Source organism: Indibacter alkaliphilus LW1 (assembly GCF_000295935.2).
Lineage (GTDB): Bacteria > Bacteroidota > Bacteroidia > Cytophagales > Cyclobacteriaceae > Indibacter > Indibacter alkaliphilus.
This window is the reverse complement of record NZ_ALWO02000032.1, coordinates 154,506-173,810: the sequence shown is the minus strand read 5'-3', so window position 1 is coordinate 173,810 and position 19,305 is coordinate 154,506. Positions and strand designations below refer to the sequence as shown.

General features: G+C 42.3%; 14 protein-coding genes. 7 read left to right on the top strand and 7 right to left on the bottom strand.

The features are described from left to right. Window positions 1-88: 88 nt before the first annotated feature. Both A33Q_RS21540 and A33Q_RS09885 read left to right on the top strand, forming a co-directional pair. Window positions 89-4,810 carry a leucine-rich repeat domain-containing protein gene (locus A33Q_RS21540; protein WP_016255041.1) on the top strand — a complete coding sequence of 1,574 codons (4,722 nt, stop codon included), beginning with the start codon at window positions 89-91 and terminating at the stop codon, window positions 4,808-4,810. Beyond that, window positions 4,788-5,294 (top strand): hypothetical protein, encoded by a 507-nt coding sequence (locus A33Q_RS09885; RefSeq protein ID WP_009034417.1) that lies wholly within the window; start codon window positions 4,788-4,790, stop codon window positions 5,292-5,294. The genes A33Q_RS21540 and A33Q_RS09885 overlap by 23 nt, the downstream gene beginning before the upstream one ends. Window positions 5,295-5,318: 24 nt before the next feature. Here the strand turns inward: A33Q_RS09885 and A33Q_RS22420 are convergent, their stop codons facing one another. Further along, a complete protein-coding gene (locus tag A33Q_RS22420) occupies window positions 5,319-5,522 on the bottom strand; it encodes a hypothetical protein (RefSeq protein ID WP_009034416.1) in 204 nt (67 codons plus the stop codon). Window positions 5,523-5,652: 130 nt separating this feature from the next. Between A33Q_RS22420 and A33Q_RS09875 the strand changes: the two genes are divergently transcribed. Together A33Q_RS09875 and A33Q_RS09865 are read left to right on the top strand one after the other, a co-directional pair. Then, on the top strand, window positions 5,653-6,216 hold the full coding sequence (locus A33Q_RS09875; protein ID WP_235062792.1) for an REP-associated tyrosine transposase: 564 nt from the start codon (window positions 5,653-5,655) through the stop codon (window positions 6,214-6,216). Window positions 6,217-6,487: 271 nt separating this feature from the next. Further along, window positions 6,488-6,730 carry a hypothetical protein gene (locus A33Q_RS09865; protein WP_009034413.1) on the top strand — a complete coding sequence of 81 codons (243 nt, stop codon included), beginning with the start codon at window positions 6,488-6,490 and terminating at the stop codon, window positions 6,728-6,730. A 79-nt stretch (window positions 6,731-6,809) separates the two neighbouring features. Here the strand turns inward: A33Q_RS09865 and A33Q_RS09860 are convergent, their stop codons facing one another. After that, a complete protein-coding gene (locus A33Q_RS09860) occupies window positions 6,810-7,013 on the bottom strand; it encodes a hypothetical protein (protein WP_009034412.1) in 204 nt (67 codons plus the stop codon). 677 nt (window positions 7,014-7,690) lie between these two features. Between A33Q_RS09860 and A33Q_RS09855 the strand changes: the two genes are divergently transcribed. The 3 genes from A33Q_RS09855 to bglX all read left to right on the top strand — a co-directional run bounded on the left by A33Q_RS09855 (window position 7,691) and on the right by bglX (window position 15,388). Then, entirely contained in the window at window positions 7,691-10,570 is a 2,880-nt protein-coding gene (locus A33Q_RS09855; protein WP_009034411.1) for a glycosyl hydrolase 115 family protein, read from the top strand. A 346-nt stretch (window positions 10,571-10,916) separates the two neighbouring features. Further along, window positions 10,917-12,794: an outer membrane protein assembly factor BamB family protein gene (locus tag A33Q_RS09850; RefSeq protein ID WP_009034410.1), complete on the top strand. Its 1,878-nt coding sequence runs from the start codon at window positions 10,917-10,919 to the stop codon at window positions 12,792-12,794. Window positions 12,795-13,096: 302 nt separating this feature from the next. Beyond that, window positions 13,097-15,388 (top strand): beta-glucosidase BglX, encoded by a 2,292-nt coding sequence (gene bglX, locus A33Q_RS09845; protein WP_009034409.1) that lies wholly within the window; start codon window positions 13,097-13,099, stop codon window positions 15,386-15,388. 111 nt (window positions 15,389-15,499) lie between these two features. Here the strand turns inward: bglX and A33Q_RS09840 are convergent, their stop codons facing one another. From A33Q_RS09840 to moaCB, 5 genes are all read right to left on the bottom strand, one after another. Then, window positions 15,500-15,775: a hypothetical protein gene (locus A33Q_RS09840; protein WP_009034408.1), complete on the bottom strand. Its 276-nt coding sequence runs from the start codon at window positions 15,773-15,775 to the stop codon at window positions 15,500-15,502. Then, on the bottom strand, window positions 15,772-17,088 hold the full coding sequence (locus A33Q_RS09835; RefSeq protein WP_152527400.1) for a hypothetical protein: 1,317 nt from the start codon (window positions 17,086-17,088) through the stop codon (window positions 15,772-15,774). The genes A33Q_RS09840 and A33Q_RS09835 overlap by 4 nt, the downstream gene beginning before the upstream one ends. Before the next feature lie 6 nt (window positions 17,089-17,094). Continuing rightward, complete coding sequence (ric, locus tag A33Q_RS09830) at window positions 17,095-17,817, bottom strand: iron-sulfur cluster repair di-iron protein (RefSeq protein ID WP_009034406.1); 723 nt, start codon at window positions 17,815-17,817, stop codon at window positions 17,095-17,097. Window positions 17,818-17,856: 39 nt separating this feature from the next. After that, window positions 17,857-18,288: an RrF2 family transcriptional regulator gene (locus A33Q_RS09825; RefSeq protein WP_016255038.1), complete on the bottom strand. Its 432-nt coding sequence runs from the start codon at window positions 18,286-18,288 to the stop codon at window positions 17,857-17,859. An 89-nt stretch (window positions 18,289-18,377) separates the two neighbouring features. Next, window positions 18,378-19,292: a bifunctional molybdenum cofactor biosynthesis protein MoaC/MoaB gene (gene moaCB / locus A33Q_RS09820; RefSeq protein ID WP_009034404.1), complete on the bottom strand. Its 915-nt coding sequence runs from the start codon at window positions 19,290-19,292 to the stop codon at window positions 18,378-18,380. Window positions 19,293-19,305: the final 13 nt, after the last annotated feature.

The following is a 19,305-nucleotide window of genomic DNA, read 5'->3' as shown; positions in this document are numbered from 1 at the left end:
TGTCCAGTTTTTTGTTGCAAATCCAGATCCGGGGATCTATCGTTTTCAAAACAGTGACCTCCAGCCCGAATTGGGGAAGAGAGAGGAAATGGAAAAGGTAAACGAAAAGAAAAAGGAGGAAGATTACCTCGACAGTCTTTTATGGTCTAAAATGATGGCTGAGGCAGCCAGAGTGACCCCTGTTGAGAATATGAAAGTAAATCATTTTTCAGATAAAAAAGGAGGGGCTTCACCTAGGGTTGACAAATCCGGAAAAAGGATCTCTAGAGGTAGTGTAAGAACTTCTAAAAGTGAACCGGATACCCAGACTAGGATTGCTTCAGGTCCACTTCCCAGTGCTGCTGAATATCAGGCTTTGATGGAATTTTACCAGGCTATGGACGGTCCTAACTGGTTTAACAATACGGGCTGGAATACTGCAAACCCCAATGTGGTTCAGAGTGTAGCAAATTTTCATGGGGTGACGGTTGATGATGATGGACATGTAAAATATTTTATCCAGTTTGAAAACAACCTTAATGGTACAATTCCGGAGAGTTTTGGGAATTTAACCTACCTGGAGCATATCCAGTTGGTCAGGAACCCATTTATAGGCCAGCTTCCGCAAAGTATTGGAAATCTGGATAAGGTTGTCGAATTATTGTTGTACTTAAACAATATACCCGGAACATTACCAGCCACTATGGGCAATATGACTGCTTTGAGCAATGTCCATTTATATCTCAATAATTTCACAGGTTCAATTCCTAGCTCAATAACAAACCTGCCCAACCTTACTTTTTTCAGTGTCTATGACAACGATATGTCAGGAACACTGCCTGAAAATTTGGGTAACCTCACCAAGTTGACCCATTTCTATATCAATCGAAACTCCTTTACAGGTCCAATACCTTCATCAATAGGGAACATGACCAATATACAGGAACTGTACCTGTATTCAAATCAATTATCAGGTCATATTCCTCCTTCAATCGGTAATCTAACCGAATTGACGGGGTTGCATTTAAATGTAAACCAGCTAACGGGTCCTATTCCCTCGAGTTTAGGTAATCTCAAAAAACTGATGTACCTGTGGTTGTCAGATAATCAGCTCTCCGGGCAGATACCAGGAACAATGGGGGGGATGACCCAACTGAGTTCTTTTTATATCCAAAGAAACAACCTATCCGGTAATCTGCCTGCTTCGTTGGGAAATCTTTCCAATCTTTGGAGATTCAGGGTGGATGGGAACGATATACATAGCAGGATACCGGAAACATTTGGAAACCTGCTTAACCTAAGAGACTTGTATTTGGACAACAATAGGCTGTATGGGATAATCCCTCCTGGACTTTGTAATCTGCCGCATCTGAATGTACTTACCCTCCATAACAACAATCTGGAAGGCGATATTCCCAATTGTCTCTATGACAGGAATATGTGGTCATTTACTGTCAGGTATAACCATTATTTCTGGGAGAATTTAACCTATGCCAGGCAAAAAGTAGGGGATTACTTCCAGTATGCTCCCCAGATCCTTCCCGGTGGAATTGATTCACTTTATGTGGTGCCGGGATCCCAGCTCACCCTTACTGCAAATGACGGCAATTATCAGGGTACTCCTTCGACCTACCGATGGAGAAAAGACGGGGTGCCTCTACATGATGCTTCTTCGGCCCATAAATCTATCACCATAAACTGCCTGTCCATACCAAACCAACCTTGCCATTCTGAGTGTGAAGGCATGTATACGGTAGAAATCAGGAACACGGATTTTCCTGGACCTTTTCTCGACGGACAGGGGCCCCGGATCGCAATAGTGCCCGGAACTGAAGTGAGGGTCTGCACCGAATACCAGTTGGATCCTGAGTTCAATCCCTGGCTGGCAGGTCTTGTTTTTGAGAGGCCCTGGATTGAAATTGTAGCCCAGTGTATGGCCGAGCAGGAGGTTGTAATAGAAAAAATACGGGAAGCTGTAGTGGCCCGGATTGAAAAGACATGGCTGGAGCGCTATTATGACAGCGGGACAACACAGTGCCTGGACGGGGCAGAAGAAAGCCTGACCATGACGGTGATCAATAAAGAGTACCACTATACCCTGTATTACTACGACCAGTCAGGCAACCTGGCACAAACCGTACCGCCAAAAGGGGTTAAGCCACTTAGTACGGCCCAGGTAAATCAGGTTATATCAGGGACTTCACTATATCCGTCCCATGAGCTGGTGACCAGCTACCGTTACAACAGCAAGAACCAGCTGGTATATCAAAACAGCCCCGATGGAGGGGAGGGTAGATTCTGGTATAATGCCATCGGTCAGCTAAGGCTATCCCAGAATGCACGGCAACAGAACTCCAACCAATACAGTTACACCAAATATGACCCAATCGGAAGGGTACTCGAAACAGGTGAATTGATGTCAACGGATCCACTGGATTCACTTGTTTCCCGTATCAGAACCCCGGACTTTCCGCAAAGACCCGTCTATACCTGTACTGACATTACCTTGACCGGCTATGACCGGGAAAAGAGCGGAACCAGCCCTTATCTGGTACAGGAGAACCTTCGAGGCAGGGTGAGCTGGACAGCCCAGCTTGAAAAGGGGAAATCGGATACACTGATGACGGTGTATAGCTATGACCCACATGGCAATGTTAAGACCCTACTGCAATATATTCCCGGGATGGCCCCCAAGAAGACCGAGTACCAATATGATCTGGTAAGCGGCAATGTAAACTATGTGGCCTATCAGCCTGGCACAACCGAACAATTGATCCACAGGTACCGCTATGATGCGGACAACAGGATTGAGCAGGTATTGACCAGTACCGACGGACATGTCTGGTCCATAGATGCCACTTATTACTATTACCCCCATGGACCGCTGGCCAGGGTAGAGCTGGGTGAGCACAAAGTTCAGGGGTTGGACTATTACTACACCCTGCAGGGCTGGCTGAAAGGGGTAAACATGCCTGGGGGAGGAGATCCCGGTGCTGATGGAATCGGCAGCAAGCGGACAGGAAAGGATGCCATAGCCTTTGCCCTGGGATATTTCAATGGAGACTGGACCCCGATCACCTCAACGGTGGTCAGGACAGACACGAGGGATGCCCTCTGGTCGAGGACTTCCACGATCAACTCCAATACAGGACTCTTCAACGGAAACATCACCTGGATGAATACCGAGCTGGCTGGTTCGCAGGATACGTATGATATGCAGGCTATGGTCTATAAATATGATCAGCTGAACCGTATTGTCCAGTCCAGAAGCTTAAGAGAATATACCACCAGCTTTGTGAGCAGGACAGCAGCCGCTGCAAAGGCCTATGATGCTACCTATACCTATGATGGGAACGGAAATTTACTTACCTTACAGCGCAGGAATGGGGCAGCAGCCATACAGGACAATTTTACTTATGGCTATTATGCGAATTCCAACAAACTGAGGCAGACGGCCTCAGCACAGGGTAACAACTATGAATATGATGCCATCGGAAATCTGATAAAAGATGTGGCAGGAGGGGTGACCAACATTGAATGGACGCCTTCAGGCAAAGTCCGTAAAGTGACCAAGTCATCAGGTTCTCCTATCGAATTCCGTTATGATGCCTCCGGAAACAGGGTGGAAAAGAAACAGGGTTCAAACATAACCAGATATATCCGGGATGCATCAGGTAACGTGATGGCTGTTTATCAGGATGATACGCTGTCAGAACGTCCGGTCTACGGATCTTCCAGACTTGGGAACGTAGCCAATGCTTCCGCTCCGGGTTACCGAACGGTAGGTCACAAGCAATATGAGCTGAGCAACCACCTCGGCAATGTACTTGCCGTGGTGTCAGACCGCATCCATATGAATGGAGACAGTACTTGGGCAGAAGTGCTGAGCAGGACTGACTATTACCCCTTCGGTCTGGAAATGACAGGTAGGACGGAAAGTAGTGGGTATAGGTATGGCTTCAACGGCAAGGAAAAAGACCCAAGCGGACAGTGGGGCAATCAGAGTCACTACGACTACGGCTTCAGGATCTATAATCCGGAGATTGGGAAGTTTTTGAGTGTTGACCCGTTGGCGGACCATCCGAAGCAGATTGGAATGTCTCCTTATAGTGCCTTTTGGAATAATCCAATACGATACAATGACCCTGATGGAAGGTGTCCCGAATGTGAGGAAAATGTAATAGACCCCACGGACGGTCAGAGCTATACATCCACGGGAGGTGCTGAATATAGTTTTGGCAACGGGGAGTGGACACGTAACGGAGGCATGCTTGATGAAGTCACTGTTACAGCTTCTAGGTCTGGGAACGAAGGGATGAGTTTGAATAGTCCGTCCCAATTTGGAGGGGGAGTGAACTTGGGTCCTCTTAAGGATATTGGAAGCGGAGCGGATTATGCTTCAGGAGTTATCGGATTAACTCAGGTCGGTATGTTGGAATACCGGATGTCTTTGCCTGTATCAAATAAAATAGGAACGTTTTCGAGTTTTAGTAGAACATATCAGGGGCTGGGCGTTGCTTCTAAAACTTTAGGTCGTGTTGGTTATGCTGGTGCAGGTGTAGGAGTTTATCTTGATTATAAATCAATGCAAAGTGGTGAGATAAGTGCTGGTCGTTTTGGTTACCGAACAGGTAGTCTAGGTGTTTCAGTAGGAACTGGTGCTGCGGTTGGCGGACCTTGGGGGGCGGCGGCAGGTGCTACGGTTGGAGGTATTTCTATCGGGGCAGAGTATGTGTACGATAATTTCTTAGTTCCTGTGGGGCGAGAAATAAGGTACCAAATTTGGAACTTTGAAAATGCATTAAAGAATGGCTGGTATCCTGGAAGATAAATTGCTTAGAATAAGAGCTTTTACTCATTTTTCATCATTGTTATCATTATTAATTGTTGGTGTGCTCTTTTGCGGTATTTTGATTTGGTTAAGGTTTGAGCAAGATGCATTGAAAATTTTTGGGATATTGTTTTTAGTTGATGCTATTCCTGCTTTATATCTTCATTTTGAATATTGGTTAAAAAATAAGGGAGAGGAGTACGAGGTGCGGGATACTGAATTAATCAGAAGAATAGGCGGTGAAGAAACTTATTATAGGAATGATGAGATTGAAAAGATAATAGTTTACTTATCGCCCAGTCTTTACAAGAACAGTAATTTTCATTTATTAGCAATAGAAAGTTATCATTATGCTGTAGTGAAATTAAAAACAGGGGAGGAGCTGGTATTAACTTGTTTGCTTGCTCCTAGGGTAGATAAGGCATTAAAAAAAATGAGAGGTGTTTTGTTTGAGAAAAGGAAAAGACTATTTTGTATGATATGATAAAAGCCCGGCGAGTCCGGGCTTTTATCCTTTTACAAAAGCCTGTTTTGTTTTAAAGTTCTGGATGTAGGTATCAATGACGTTGAACAGGACGTTTTTGGTGCCTTCGTCCATTTTTTGGATGTTGTTGATCCTGTCCACTGTTTCTTTGTCGTAAGAGGCGTTTTCGCCTTCCCCAATTAAAAAATCCACTGTAACCCCAAAGGCTCTGGCCATCTTGGCCACCATCTCGATAGAGGGTAAGTTTTCGTTACGCTCATACTTTCCTATAATCCCCGCCTGGGTGAAGAATGGCGTAGGCGCTAGGTGTAGTTTGTAACTACACCTTTTTATTACTTCGAATTTGTAATTCGATTTTTTGATATTAGTTTTAGTTATGGGCGATGCTTTTCAGATAAGAGACCAAGAAATGCCATACTTCCTGACCTTCCAGGTAGTAGGATGGGCTGATGTTTTCTCGAGGATAGGTTACCGGGACTTTATACTCGAAAACTTGACATTTTGTAGGAAAGAAAAAGGACTTTACCTGTTCGGTTATGTGATCATGACCAATCATATCCACTTGGTTGTCCAGCAGAAAGAGGGGAAGCTGTCTGATTGGGTACGTGATTTCAAGAAGTTTACCAGCAAGAAGCTATTGGCGATGATTATGGAGAATCCACAGGAGAGCAGAAAGGAATGGCTCAAAATGATTTTTTCCTATCATGCAAATTCAAACAAAAGATCGGGAGAGATGCAGTTTTGGACCCATGAAAATCATGCGATTGAACTATTCAGGCCGGAGATGATTGAGAGTAGGATGAACTATATTCATGAAAATCCGGTCAGGGCGGGCTGGGTCGAAAACGCCGAAGAATACCTTTATTCCAGTGCCAGAAACTATTCAGGACTAAAGGGTTTGATTGAAGTGGATTATTGGTAGTTTTGGTTGGTTTCCAATTACAAATTGTATTTGATAATAGGGTGTAGTTGCAAACTACACCCAGCCACCACCGAAAGTCTATACTACACTCAGGGGAGGAAAATATTACGAATGCCAATTTTTTAGAAATAGGAACCTTACGACCGGGAAACAATTTTATAACAAGACCCGCTCCTAATGCACCTGGGGGGCCACAGGGTGGGGGTGGTGGAATAGAGGTTGTAACACCGGCTAGTGGGGTTAAGCTTGAATCCTTTAACACGATTAACAAATGAATTACTTATTAAAAATAGATCATATAATAGAAGTTTTGGCAGGAGCCAACGAATTGGGGTGTTCTGAAGAGCTCACTGAGCTAAAGTCATCAGTTAGCACAGGATCGGAATTGTTGATGGCGGTCACACACAGGTTAAAGCAGATGATCGAACAGGATGAAAAAATAGAGGGATTGATAGGGGAGGAAGTTCGTGACTTGGTGTTTTTTTGCGACTCTATTGGGCTTAGTATAAAATAAGGAAGCTCTTTAGATGGGCGCATAAGAGAAAAGCCCCGGATTCCCGGGGCTTTCTTGATTTACAGTGCGTTGATGTTTTTCAGAAAGCATAGGCTTTTTTGGCCCTTGCGTCCCTGAGGAAGGCATCCATGAGTGCCATGAGGTGGCTTTTGTCCTCGGGTGTCAGGTTTTCTATCTCCTGGAGTCTTTTGACGGTGAGTTTGTCGAAGGTGGGCGTGGCGGTTTCGTCGACCAGGTAATCGACGGTGACTCTGAAAGCATCCGCTATTTTTTGCCATCCCACATGGGTGAAGATTTTTGAGGGCTAGGTGTAGATTATCCGCCCTGCATTCAAGCTGCTCGCTAATTCCGATAGCTCGGAATCACTGAAGCTATTCCATATCAGGCCTGTTCGGCAGACATGCTCGCCCAAATTTTCTTGTTTTTGGATCATGTACAGTAGTAGGGGTAATTCCAGTTTTTAGGAATTATTATTAGTTATTGGGTACCCTTATCAACCCAGTAGCCATTGGGGAGACTAGAATTGCTTATTTTTTTATTTCGAGTAATTCTGATAAATATTTAAAACAAAATAATATAAATGATTTTTAATTTATGACATTATTTATTTAACTTTACGTGTAAGTTTACTAATAAAAAATTTGGTGAGTCTTTCGGTGAGTGTTAGCTGCATTTTATTTGTAAAATATTGAAAGTCATTTAGTTAAGGGGTGGGTTCATTTCCCTTCCTCTCTGCTAATTCAAATCCTAACTTGCTAAAAATGCGCAGGTTAGGATTTTTTTTGATATTGGGTGTGAGTTACTTTTCGAAAGTACTGTTTTGATTGAAATCCATTTGTATGATTCCTGGAAGCCTTTTAAACTTAAATTTTCTATTTTTACTATTTCAGTTAATCTCAAACCTATATAGTTTTCCAATGTCTGAGAGCATACATTGGGAAATACCTATTCAATAATCAAATGAAAAAATTACTGTTCTTTTTGATCCTTTTGCCATGTTTTTCCCAAGCACAAATCAATGTGCATTTTAAAAGCGGCAAAAAAGCCAATCAATTTACCATCTCGACCAAAAGCAATGCAAGCACCATCGTTTATGACCCAACGGAGAATAAATTGATTGGTAGGTCGGCGAATTTTCTTGCTGAGGACATTGAAAGGGTCACAGGCAAAAAACCTGCAATTTCTACAGGTGATAATATTCAAGACAAAAATGTGATCATCATTGGAACGGCAGAAAACAGCGCTTTGATCAAAAAACTGATCACGGAAAAAAAGCTGGAAGTGGACAAAATCCAGGGTGATTGGGAACGGTTTGTGATCAAAACAGTAGATAAGCCATTCCCTGGTGTTGATCAGGCGCTGGTCATTGTAGGCAGTGACAGGCGAGGTGCCGCTTATGGGGTGTTTACCCTTTCCGAAAAAATAGGTGTTTCCCCTTGGTATTGGTGGGCCGATGTGGCGGTGGAAAAACAAGAGGAAATCTATCTTGAAAAATGCCATTTTATCTCAAAAGGCCCGGCAGTAAAGTATCGCGGCATATTTATCAATGATGAGTCCCCAGCATTCAGGAACTGGGCAAATGAAAAGTTCGGAGGAACCAACCATAAAGTATATGGGCATGTCTTTGAACTCTTGCTGCGCAACAAAGCCAATTTCATGTGGCCTTCCATGTGGCCGCCGACCATGTTTTATATTGATGATCCTTTGAATCCAAAATTGGCAGATGAATATGGCATCGTCATGTCCACCAGCCATCATGAACCCATGACCCGGGCGCACCATGAGTGGGAATTGTTTGAAGGTGGTGAGTGGAATTACCTGACCAACAAAGAAAAACTTCAGGAATTTTGGCGTGGGGGATTTGAGCGTGTGGGAGACTACGAAACGATGATCACTGTTGGGATGCGAGGTGATGGCGATGATGCCATGTCTGAAGAAACAGCCGTGGATTTGTTAAAAACCATCATAGCAGATCAGCGTGAAATTATCAGCGATATCTCCGGAAAACCGGCCAAGGAAACTCCTCAGGTTTGGGCGATCTATAAAGAAGTACAGGATTACTTTGACAAAGGCATGCGTGTGGATGACGACATCACCGTGATGTTCAGTGATGATAACTGGGGCAATATCCGGTACCTGCCCAACCCAGAAGAGACAAATCCCGATTCCAAGTTTGGGATGTATTACCATTTTGATTATGTAGGTGCCCCCATATCCTACAGGTGGCTCAACGTCACCCAGATCGAACGGGTGTGGGAACAAATGAAATTGACCTACGAACATGGCGTGAACGAAATTTGGATTGCCAATGTAGGGGATATCAAGCCTATGGAGCTACCTATTAGTTTTTTTCTGGAATATGCATGGGACCCTGATGCCATTCAAGCGAAGGATTTACCTGACTTCTATGTGCGTTGGGCAAGGCAGCAATTTGGCAACCAACATGCGCAAGAAATTGCCGAAATGCTTTCGCTATATACAAAATACAATGCCCGCCGAACTCCTGAAATGCTGACAGCAAGTACCTACAGTGTAGAAAACTACCGTGAGGCAGACCGTATAGTCGAAGAATACACGCAGTTATTGGAAAAAAGTACCAGCGTATATGAAAAGCTTCCTGAAGCCCAAAAGGTGGCCTTTTATCAGTTGGTTCATTCTCCCATAGAAATGAGCGCCAATATCAATGAAATGTATGTGGCGGCAGGCAAGAACAGGTATTATGGTGTACGGGGAGCTGCATCAGCCAATTTTTACGCGGATAGAACAAAGGAGTTGTTTGAGAAAGACGCGGAACTTACCCAGGAATTCCATGAACTTAAAGAAGGCAAATGGAACCACATGATGTCCCAAACGCACATGGGATATACTTACTGGAATCACCCTCCGCTCAATATGATGCCTGCAGTCGCTTATGTTCAGGTGCAGCAACCCGCTGAATTGGGTTATTTCATTGAATATGGTACCCCTCCTCGATGGGGATGGTTAGATGTAGAGGCCGATTGGGCATTCAGTAAGGAAATGCCTGTTTTTGATCCTGTCAACGATCAGGACTATTATATCGATATCATTAACCGCGGACAGGAAAAATTGAGCTACACCATTAGACCAAAAGAAGATTGGATAAAAGTTTCTTCTGAAGGAGGTGAAACCCTTTTCAATGAAAAAGTTTATGTGAGCATAGATTGGAGCAAGGCTCCTGAAGGAACAGCTAAAGGTGAGCTTTTGATTGCCGGAGCGGGAAATGAATACCTTGTGGAGGTACCCATTCGAAATGAACAGATAATGGGATCCGGTTTTGTAGAAAATAATGGCGCAGTAGCATTTGAAGCACCTCATTTTACAAAAAAAAGTGACTCAAAGAATCGGTATTGGACTGTGATCCCAAACTTGGGAAGAACAGGTTCTTCGCTGATTATAGAACCAGTAACTGCGGAAAATGAAGCGGAACTGAAAGATGCTCCGATGGTGGAGTATGAATTCACAACTACCAGCTCGGGGAATTTTAAAGTGGATACATACTTGTCTCCAACTCAAGATTTCAAGCATCAGGGAGGTTTGAAGTACGCCATAGCCATAGACGATGAAGCACCTCAAATTATCAATATAAATGAAGGTGAAACCGTACCTGATTACAAATATGCCGAATGGTGGATGATATCAGTCGGAGATCATATAAAAATCAAGACTTCATCCCACAAGGTGGAAGCACCGGGCAAACATGTGCTTAAAGTTTGGGCAATAGACTCAGGGATTGTTTTTCAACGATTTGTCATTGATACCGGTAGCTTAAAACCCAGCTATTTAGGTCCTGTAGAAAGTGTACAAGTGGAAGCTAAGTAGTGGTTTAGTGTCATCATCAGAAATTACCCCGACCCATTGGATTATCCCTTTAATCACTGCGCCTTCATGAATCTTGACTTTGTTTAGAGCTTTTGCGTAGCAGATCAACGGAAAAAACAATATTGCTACCGGTACGACTTTATGCATGTTTAAGACATTTTTTCATGAACAGAAAGATCATAATCACCAATTTATGGGTAAAAAGTAGTGAAAGTATTTCATAAAGAGGGTATTAGGTGTTACATTTAAGAAATTGATGAAATTTATATCTCTTACAAGATCAATTTTAATTTTTGGTAAAAACACCTTTTTAAAGCTTAATATTTATTGTTAAAAAATAATTTACATGAAATTAGCAAAATTACTTTCGTCCGTTCTGGATTTTTCATTCCGGGAAAAAATTTTCTTTCTAAACATATCTAAATCCAGGAACTGTTTTCTGTTTTCGGTTTTATGTAGTATTATTTTTGGAATCCTGCTTACTTTTTCTGGCCCTCAAGTCTTTGCCCAAAATGATCCTGACTGGGTGATTTCTACTGATTTCACTCCAAAATATACTTCTTTTTCCAATGATGGTAAGTATATCGTTCTTGAAAATGAGAATCAATACCAGGTATGGAACCTAGAGAGCAAGCAGCAGGTACTCCAAGGTAAATACCGCAACAAAGTGGGCAGAAGTATTCCTGGGGTAGGTGTGACTGAAGGAAGTGCTTTCCTTTTATTTGAGCAGGAGGAAATCTTCTTGCAGTTTGATTATACCTTGACTTATACAACAGCTACGGCATTTGACTTGAAGAACGGGGAAGAGCAATGGGTGAAAAATGACCTGGATATTGGCATTTCAACCGTGGAATCCATTTATCAGATATTGTCAAATGCGCAAAGGTTAAGGCAGGATGAAGAGACACTTTCTGAAGCAACTTTTTCTGCTGCCACAGGTATGAATACCATATCCAAAAAGAACAATATTCCTGTCTCTTATGTAGGACACGATGAAAGGCTGAATAAACTGATCACGTATTTGCCTGAAAAAAATGCAATCGCAGTGAATGGTAAAGATGGGCTTCAGTTATTGGGGGTCAAGTCAGGTGAAGTCTTATGGCAGCAAGCAGAATTAAATGGAGGATTGGGAGAAGTATTTTACGAGCCGAACAATGACTTGATTATAGCCATCAGGGTAAGTCAGACTGAGCTTCAAAACATTGCGGGAAGACCCGAAGTACAAGCTTTGAATGCCGAAAATGGGGATTTGCTTTGGAGTTTGAAATACAGTGGTGATTTTATCCCAGGGACAGCTTTTGTGAGGGAGAATGTATTGCTTTTACCCTATTTTGGATTGACATTGATTGATATCACGACAGGAGAAGAAATGGAGGGTGATGTCAAGGAAGGCATGCAAAGACATCGGAGAATGTACAGAAACATGTCTGTACTGGGAGCAGGTGGTGAAGAAGGAAATACTTTAGGTGACAACAGTTCTTACCCTTTGGTAGATGAAAATGGCATTATTCACTACGTAGTGGGTATGCAGGGAGGCAAACACATAGATCCCGACGGTAGCCGAAAGTCTTATTTACAGATTGATTTCAATACAGGGGAAATTGTTCTTCAGGAAGACAGAATAGCAAGGCAGAACAACCGTGTCATTCAAGAAGAGCTTACAGAAGATTTACTGTATCTGAAGATGACCAATGGACTTTCAGGTTCATACATCGTGGCCCTTGATACAAAGACCGGGCAGATTGCCTTTGAAACAGAAAAAGTGAGCAATAGATTGGGGACAGACTTTGATCCATTCGTATTGGATGGGGATAAAATTGTCGATGCCTCCTCAAAAGGAATCCAAACCTATGATTCCAAAACAGGAGGGAGTATTTCCACAGTCAGTTATAAGAAATTTGAAGTTGGGAGATTAAAAAATCAGATTGCTTTTGACAATGGGTTGATTTTGATCGGAACAGATGGAGTAGCCATTGCAGACAATGAAGGAGATGTGCAGACTATGTTCGAAGGAGTAAAGGAAATCAAAGACCTCAGGCTCACAGACAAAGAAATCTGGATGGTGGAAAAAGACAGATTTTTTAGGGTTGGAACCGCACCCATTGAAATTTTGGAAGAAGTGAAGTTTGAGAAAGATGAAAATGTGTTTTTCAGTCCAGAAGGGACATATTTGGTTAGGGTAGATGCTACAGGCCGTGAGCTGAATATTTTTCAAATGGAATGAGTGAGGATATCAAAAAAAGGTTCAATTTTTAGTTTTGCAAGGCAATTCCCTTTATTCTAAAATCTCCGATTCTGTTCTTACCCAATCCATTTGAGTTTTTGGTCTCTCTGGTCGTATCAATGGGTTTATATGTTTGATTTTTAAAATACTGATATTCAGTATAAAAAAATCTTTTGTAGTATAGGTTGAGAAATTTTTGATGTAGTCTTCAATTATTTAAATTGATACAATCTTTGCTAATTGGGATCGAAAAAAAACCTGTAGTAATCATTTGTCGATTTAGAAGTACAAACAATAAACCTATGAAAAAATATTTTCCAGTTCTGATGCTCTGTTTTTTTGGATTGATTTCCTTCAAAACAAGCCAACCTACACCGGTTCCCAGCGATGAGTATGCTGCTAAGGCTGATTCTATTATTTCTCTGATGACCTTGAATGAAAAATTAGGCCAACTGAACCTGCCCGTTGGTGGTGACATTACCACTGGTGAGGCGGGCAGTTCTGATGTACTCAATAGCATCAGGGAAGGTAAAGTTGGGGGATTGTTCAACCTCAAGTCAGCTGAAAAAATCAAAGAAGCCCAAAGGGTAGCCGTAGAAGAAAGCAGGCTTAAAATACCTTTGTTGATAGGGATGGATGTAATCCATGGCTATGAGACACTTTTTTCAATTCCATTGGGTCTTTCAAGTACCTGGGATATGGAATTGATCGAAAAATCCGCTAGGATAGCCGCTATTGAGGCGAGTGCTGATGGCATCAATTGGACTTTTTCTCCTATGGTAGACGTGTCAAGAGATCCGAGATGGGGCAGGGTTTCGGAAGGCAATGGTGAAGATCCCTTTTTAGGAGCAAAAATCGCCCAGGCCATGATCAGGGGGTATCAAGGAGATGACCTGACCGCTTACAATACCATCATGGCATGTGTAAAGCATTTTGCCTTATATGGAGCCCCTGAAGCGGGGCGTGACTACAATACTGTAGACATGAGCAGGCAACGGATGTACAATGAGTATTTTCTGCCCTATCAAGCAGCAGTGGAGGCTGGAGTGGGCTCGGTGATGACAGCCTTCAATGATGTGGATGGTATTCCTGCATCAGCTAATAAATGGCTGATGACAGATGTATTAAGGGAGCAGTGGGGTTTTGATGGATTTGTGGTGACCGACTACACAGCGATCAATGAAATGACATCCCATGGCCTGGGAGATTTGCAGAATGTATCTGCACTTGCATTATTGGCGGGAGTGGACATGGATATGGTAGGGGAGGGGTTTCTTACCACTCTGGAAAAGTCTTTGGAAGAAGGGAAAATATCCGAAAGCCATATTGATACGGCTGTAAAAAGGATTCTGGTAGCCAAATACAAATTGGGGCTTTTTGATGATCCATATCGCTATTCAGATTTGGGCAGGTCCGAAAAGGAAATTTTTACCCAAGAGCACAGGAAGACGGCCAGGGAAATCGCAGCACAATCATTTGTATTACTCAAAAATGAAGGGAGCATTTTACCTCTAAAAAAATCGGGTAAAATTGCCTTAGTTGGCCCAATGGCAGACAACAGGGAAAACATGTCAGGGACTTGGTCCGTAGCGGGGAGGTTTACGGAAGCCATTTCCTTGAAAGATGGATTGGAAAATGCATTGGGAAATGAGGTTACCTTGCTTACAGCCAGAGGTGCAAATGTGGTGGAGGATGCAGAATACGAGGAAAGGGTAAGTATTTTCGGGAAGCCTACCTACAGAGATGAAAGGCCAGAGGAGACTTTGATCAGCGAGGCATTGGAAATCGCCAGGGAATCGGATGTGATCATCGCTGCAATGGGAGAGTCGGCCGAAATGAGCGGGGAGGCAGCGAGCAGATCGGATATTGAATTGCCTGCCAATCAAAGAAGGTTGCTGGAAGCACTTTTGGATACAGGGAAGCCTGTAGTATTGGTCTTGTTTACCGGAAGGCCATTGGCGATCAAGTGGGAAGCAGAGCATGTCTCAGGTATCTTGAATGTTTGGTTTGCGGGATCTGAGGCTGGAGATGCAATAGCAGATGTGCTTTTTGGAGATGTCAATCCTTCAGGGAAACTTACAGCTACTTTCCCACAAAATGTTGGACAGATTCCGATTTTTTACAACCATAAAAACACCGGAAGACCACTGCCTGAAGGTCAATGGTTCCAAAAATTCCGGTCCAATTACCTTGATGTTTCAAACGAACCTCTTTATCCATTTGGCTATGGGTTGAGCTATACGGAGTTTGACTACAGCGGACTTCAGCTGAGTGCAGAGGAACTCAGTGGAGATGAAACCTTGCAAATCACGGTTGATGTTCGCAATGCAGGATCTTTGGACGGATCAGAAGTGGTTCAGTTGTACGTGAGGGATTTAGTGGCAAGTATCACGAGGCCTGTTAAAGAGTTGAAAGGCTTTGAAAAGGTATTTGTAAAGGCCGGTGAGACCAGGTCAGTGACTTTTGAACTCACCAAAAGAGACTTGATGTTTTACAATCAGGATGCGGAATTTGTCTGGGAAGCAGGGGAATTTGAGATCATGGTAGGCGGTAATTCCCAAGACTTGATCAAGGCAAAAATCAATTGGAAGTAAGTAAATCTAAAGGCTACTGAGTTTTAGGATCCTGATGGCTTGACCAACATCCGGTTTTATCAACTAGGTTTTTCTAAGTATGGCAGGGTTTGCAAATGGTAAACCCTGTTTTTATTTTTCCCGATTTTCACTCTGATTTTTATCCTTAAGCCTTTCCTGTTGTTCTTCTTTTACTTTGAAAATCCTTTTTCTGAAAATCAAAAATGCGATAATGATGATTGCAGGAATCACGATAAAAATTATAATATTGTTAAGTTCAGAAAAGTCGATTGGCCCTCTAGGTTGGGGAATATCAGGTTGGTTTTGGGCAAAAGTAGCCACACTGAATAATAAGGTAATGAACGTACTTAAAGGGACTATAAGTTTGTTTTTGAAGAAAGACTTCATGATATAAGTGATTTTGGTTTCAATATTGGGCAAAATACCGTTAAGTCGGCAGTTTTTTCAACCCAAAAAGAAACGAAAATCATGCCCAAGCCAATTGGGAAAAAGGCAGAAGCATAAAATATTAAATCCAAATAAAAGGGTATACTCCCAAGTTTTGTCCAATTAAGTCCCCCTTCTACAAAGAGCAGGAGTTCGGAAATTACAAATCCCAAGCCCAAAAGCGCCCATCCAATTTTAGCCATTGCATTATTCGGTAAAATTCTTTCCTTTGAGGCAATTCCCCCTATACCAAATGTAATAGCACCCAATAAGACTAAGTGTATGAAACCTACTACCAAGTTTCTGATATGATGTGAAACATCTAAAGCAGGGCCGTATATCATCAGTAATTGCACAAATGCTTTTGTGGATAAGCTGATAAGACCCAAGAGGATTAGTCGTTTTATCCAATTTTGATTTTTTGGACTGTTAATTAGGATAAACTTAAATGCGGGTTGCAATATCCAAAGGTAAACATAAGCCTGAAGTATGACACCCAGTAAATTAAAATAATATAAAACTGGCCATCCAGTACTGGTAAATACTGTGGAAGAAAAGGTCAAGACTAGTGAAAGGTGGAAAAGGAATAATTTACCATTGGCTTTTTGAATAAAGACCTTTTCCTGCTTGAGCCAGAATGTCAAAATTCCCAACATACCATAAACGAACCAACCGTTCAGTTGAAAGTGTAAGAACCATTGAACACTTAAATGATAAAGCGGATGTGTTTTGCCTAAAACGCTTCCTATAGGAGCAATTGCCCAGAGTCCAATGGTGGAGATCATCATCCAGATTAGAGCCCAACTTACAAACTGGATATCCAGACCGGGTTCGCTTTTTCTTAAATCGCGAAATAAATTGAATGCGAAGAAATAAGACACCAACAGATGTAGCGTTGAAAAAATAATGCTGTAAAGACCATAGCCTTGTACCGGAAAACTTAGTGCCATACCAATATTGGCAATGACAGTGATAATGAGCAATGTTTTATATGTTTTCAAGCGGGCTTTTTCTTTGATATAAAAAAAGACCATAGCTCCTGAAACCAATAGGTATCCCCATCCCAGTAATGCTGCATGTGAATGCGCATGTAAGATGTTTTTGTAATCAATTGATTCAGGCAAAGTTCCTACTAAGGCATAGCGCATCAGTAGACCAAACAGAGAGCCCAAAAGGAAGAAAAAAACCGCCCAACGCATCCATGGTTTTGTCAATTGTGCGGTAGAGCAATGAGCATCAATCACTGGGGGGATATGCGTTACGGCGGTTTTCACTTTTTATTATTTTTTATTCACAATCTCGTATAGAGCCTTTGCTTTAGGGAAAAGGATATTGTTTTCCAAGTGTATGTGAGTGTGTAAATCCTCCTCAAACTCTTTTAGCATGGCAAAAGCCACTCTATATGTCTGACAACCATCTGCGGGAGCGTTATAGCCATCACTGAGTTGAGAGATTTGTCTAAACCTTTCCCCTTCAGTATCATGTTCATGTTCCATCATAGCAATTGGATTGTCTATATGGCCGAAGTGGGGGGCTGAGAGTGGAAAACCATTTTCATCCGAAGCTTGCATTGCTTTGATGTAAGGGAAAAGTACAAGCTCTTCTTTTTTCATATGTACTGTAAGCCCGTCAGAAGCTTCAAAAAACAGTTCTTTGATCTGATGAAGCTCAGGATGTCGTTCTCCGTGTACAAGTGCCAATTTTTGAAGATATGCCTTTAATGGAGGGATGTTGTTTTCTACGTAGGAGTGATGAACAGATATGATATGATCGATAAGATCACTTATGCTAAGCGATGTGTATTTGCTTTCAGGTGCTGTTGAGGCTACTTTCATCAAGTCGTCTACAAGGTGCTGAACCGGGACACCGTTTTTTTCGCATGCTGCCTCCAAGCTTATACCTCCTTTGCAGCAGAAGTCGATCCCATATTCTGTAAAAACTTTTGCTGTTCTAAAGTTTTCGGCGACTATTCCTCCAACTTTTCTTTTTTCTATTGCTTCCATTTTATATAATATTTAAATACCTTTAAATCCTTTATTTTTCTAGTATTTTAGAAAACTTATTCCATTGTTTACTCTATCCGCCATGTCGGTAAGATTGGTAGAGTGGAGCATCCCTGTAAGATGTTCACGGATTGCCTTGAATTTGTAATGTACTGCACAAGGATGTTCTTCTGCACATTTTTTCAATCCAAGAGCACAACCGGTAAAAAGCAAGTTTCCATCAATGCTGTCTACTATCTGAGCCAGGTAAATTTCTGAGGCTTTGCCATTTATTGAGAATCCGCCATGAGGTCCTTTGACGGATATAAGTAAATCGTCTCTTACTAATGCCTGGAGTATTTTTGCTGTGAATGCCTCAGGAGAATTGATAGCTTTTGAAATGTCTTTCAAGCTAGCCCTCTCATTACCTATTGGTAGAGAGGCCACATAAATCATGGCATTGATAGCGTATTTACAGGTTTTTGAAAACATCTCTTCATTTATTACAGAACAAATATATCCTTTATTAAATTAAGGACAAAAATATCCTTAATTATTTTTTGGACACAGGATTAAAAAAATCAATGCCTATACTTCGGCCCTTCCAAAACTTTGAATAGATGTAAAACCGCTGGAAAAATAGCGTCCATAGATTCTTCGGCGCCTTTGGTTGATCCTGGAAGGGCTAGTACGAGGGTATTGCCGATCAAGCCAGCAACAGACCTGGAGAGCATGGAGTAGGGCATACGGGCTTGTCCATAGCTGCGGATAGCCTCTTCTATACCGGGTACTTCTCGCTCTATCAGCGGTCTGATGGCCTCAGGGGTTACATCTTTCGGTGAAAGTCCTGTACCTCCTGAAAAGATGACCATGTCCATGCCTGCCTCAACAAATCCTCTGAGCTTGCTTTGGATCTTTTCTTTTTCGTCAGGGATGATGGAATAATCTTCAATGCTGACTTTTGAAGCTTCTAATTTTTGGATAATTACCTTGCCTGCCCTGTCTTCCTTTTGCCCTGAAGCTATGCTGTCCGAACAGACAATAACAGCGGCTTTGAGGTTTTGCTCCTTGTCTTTGGCATAATCTGTTTTTCCCCCTTTTTTCTCGATCAATTTGATCTGCTCTATGCTGATGTTTTTGTCTATGGGTTTGAGCATGTCATACATGGTCAGGGCCACCACAGATGCAGCATGCATGGCTTCCACCTCCACGCCTGTTTTGTAGATGGTGTGGATTTCTACCAAGACATAGATGTCCAAACCTTTGATTTCGTAATTCACGGAAGTGAACTCCACAGGAAGAGGATGGCAATCCGGAATCATGTCAGCAGTACGCTTGGCAGCAAAAAGTCCCGCCACCTTGGCCATTTCAAATACATCTCCCTTGGGCACTGTTTTATTGACCACAGCAGCGATGGTTTCTTCCGAGCTCACTTTAACAATGGCCTGCGCTATGGCTTTTCTAAGGGTGGTGGATTTATGGGTGATGTTGATCATTGTATTTTTATTT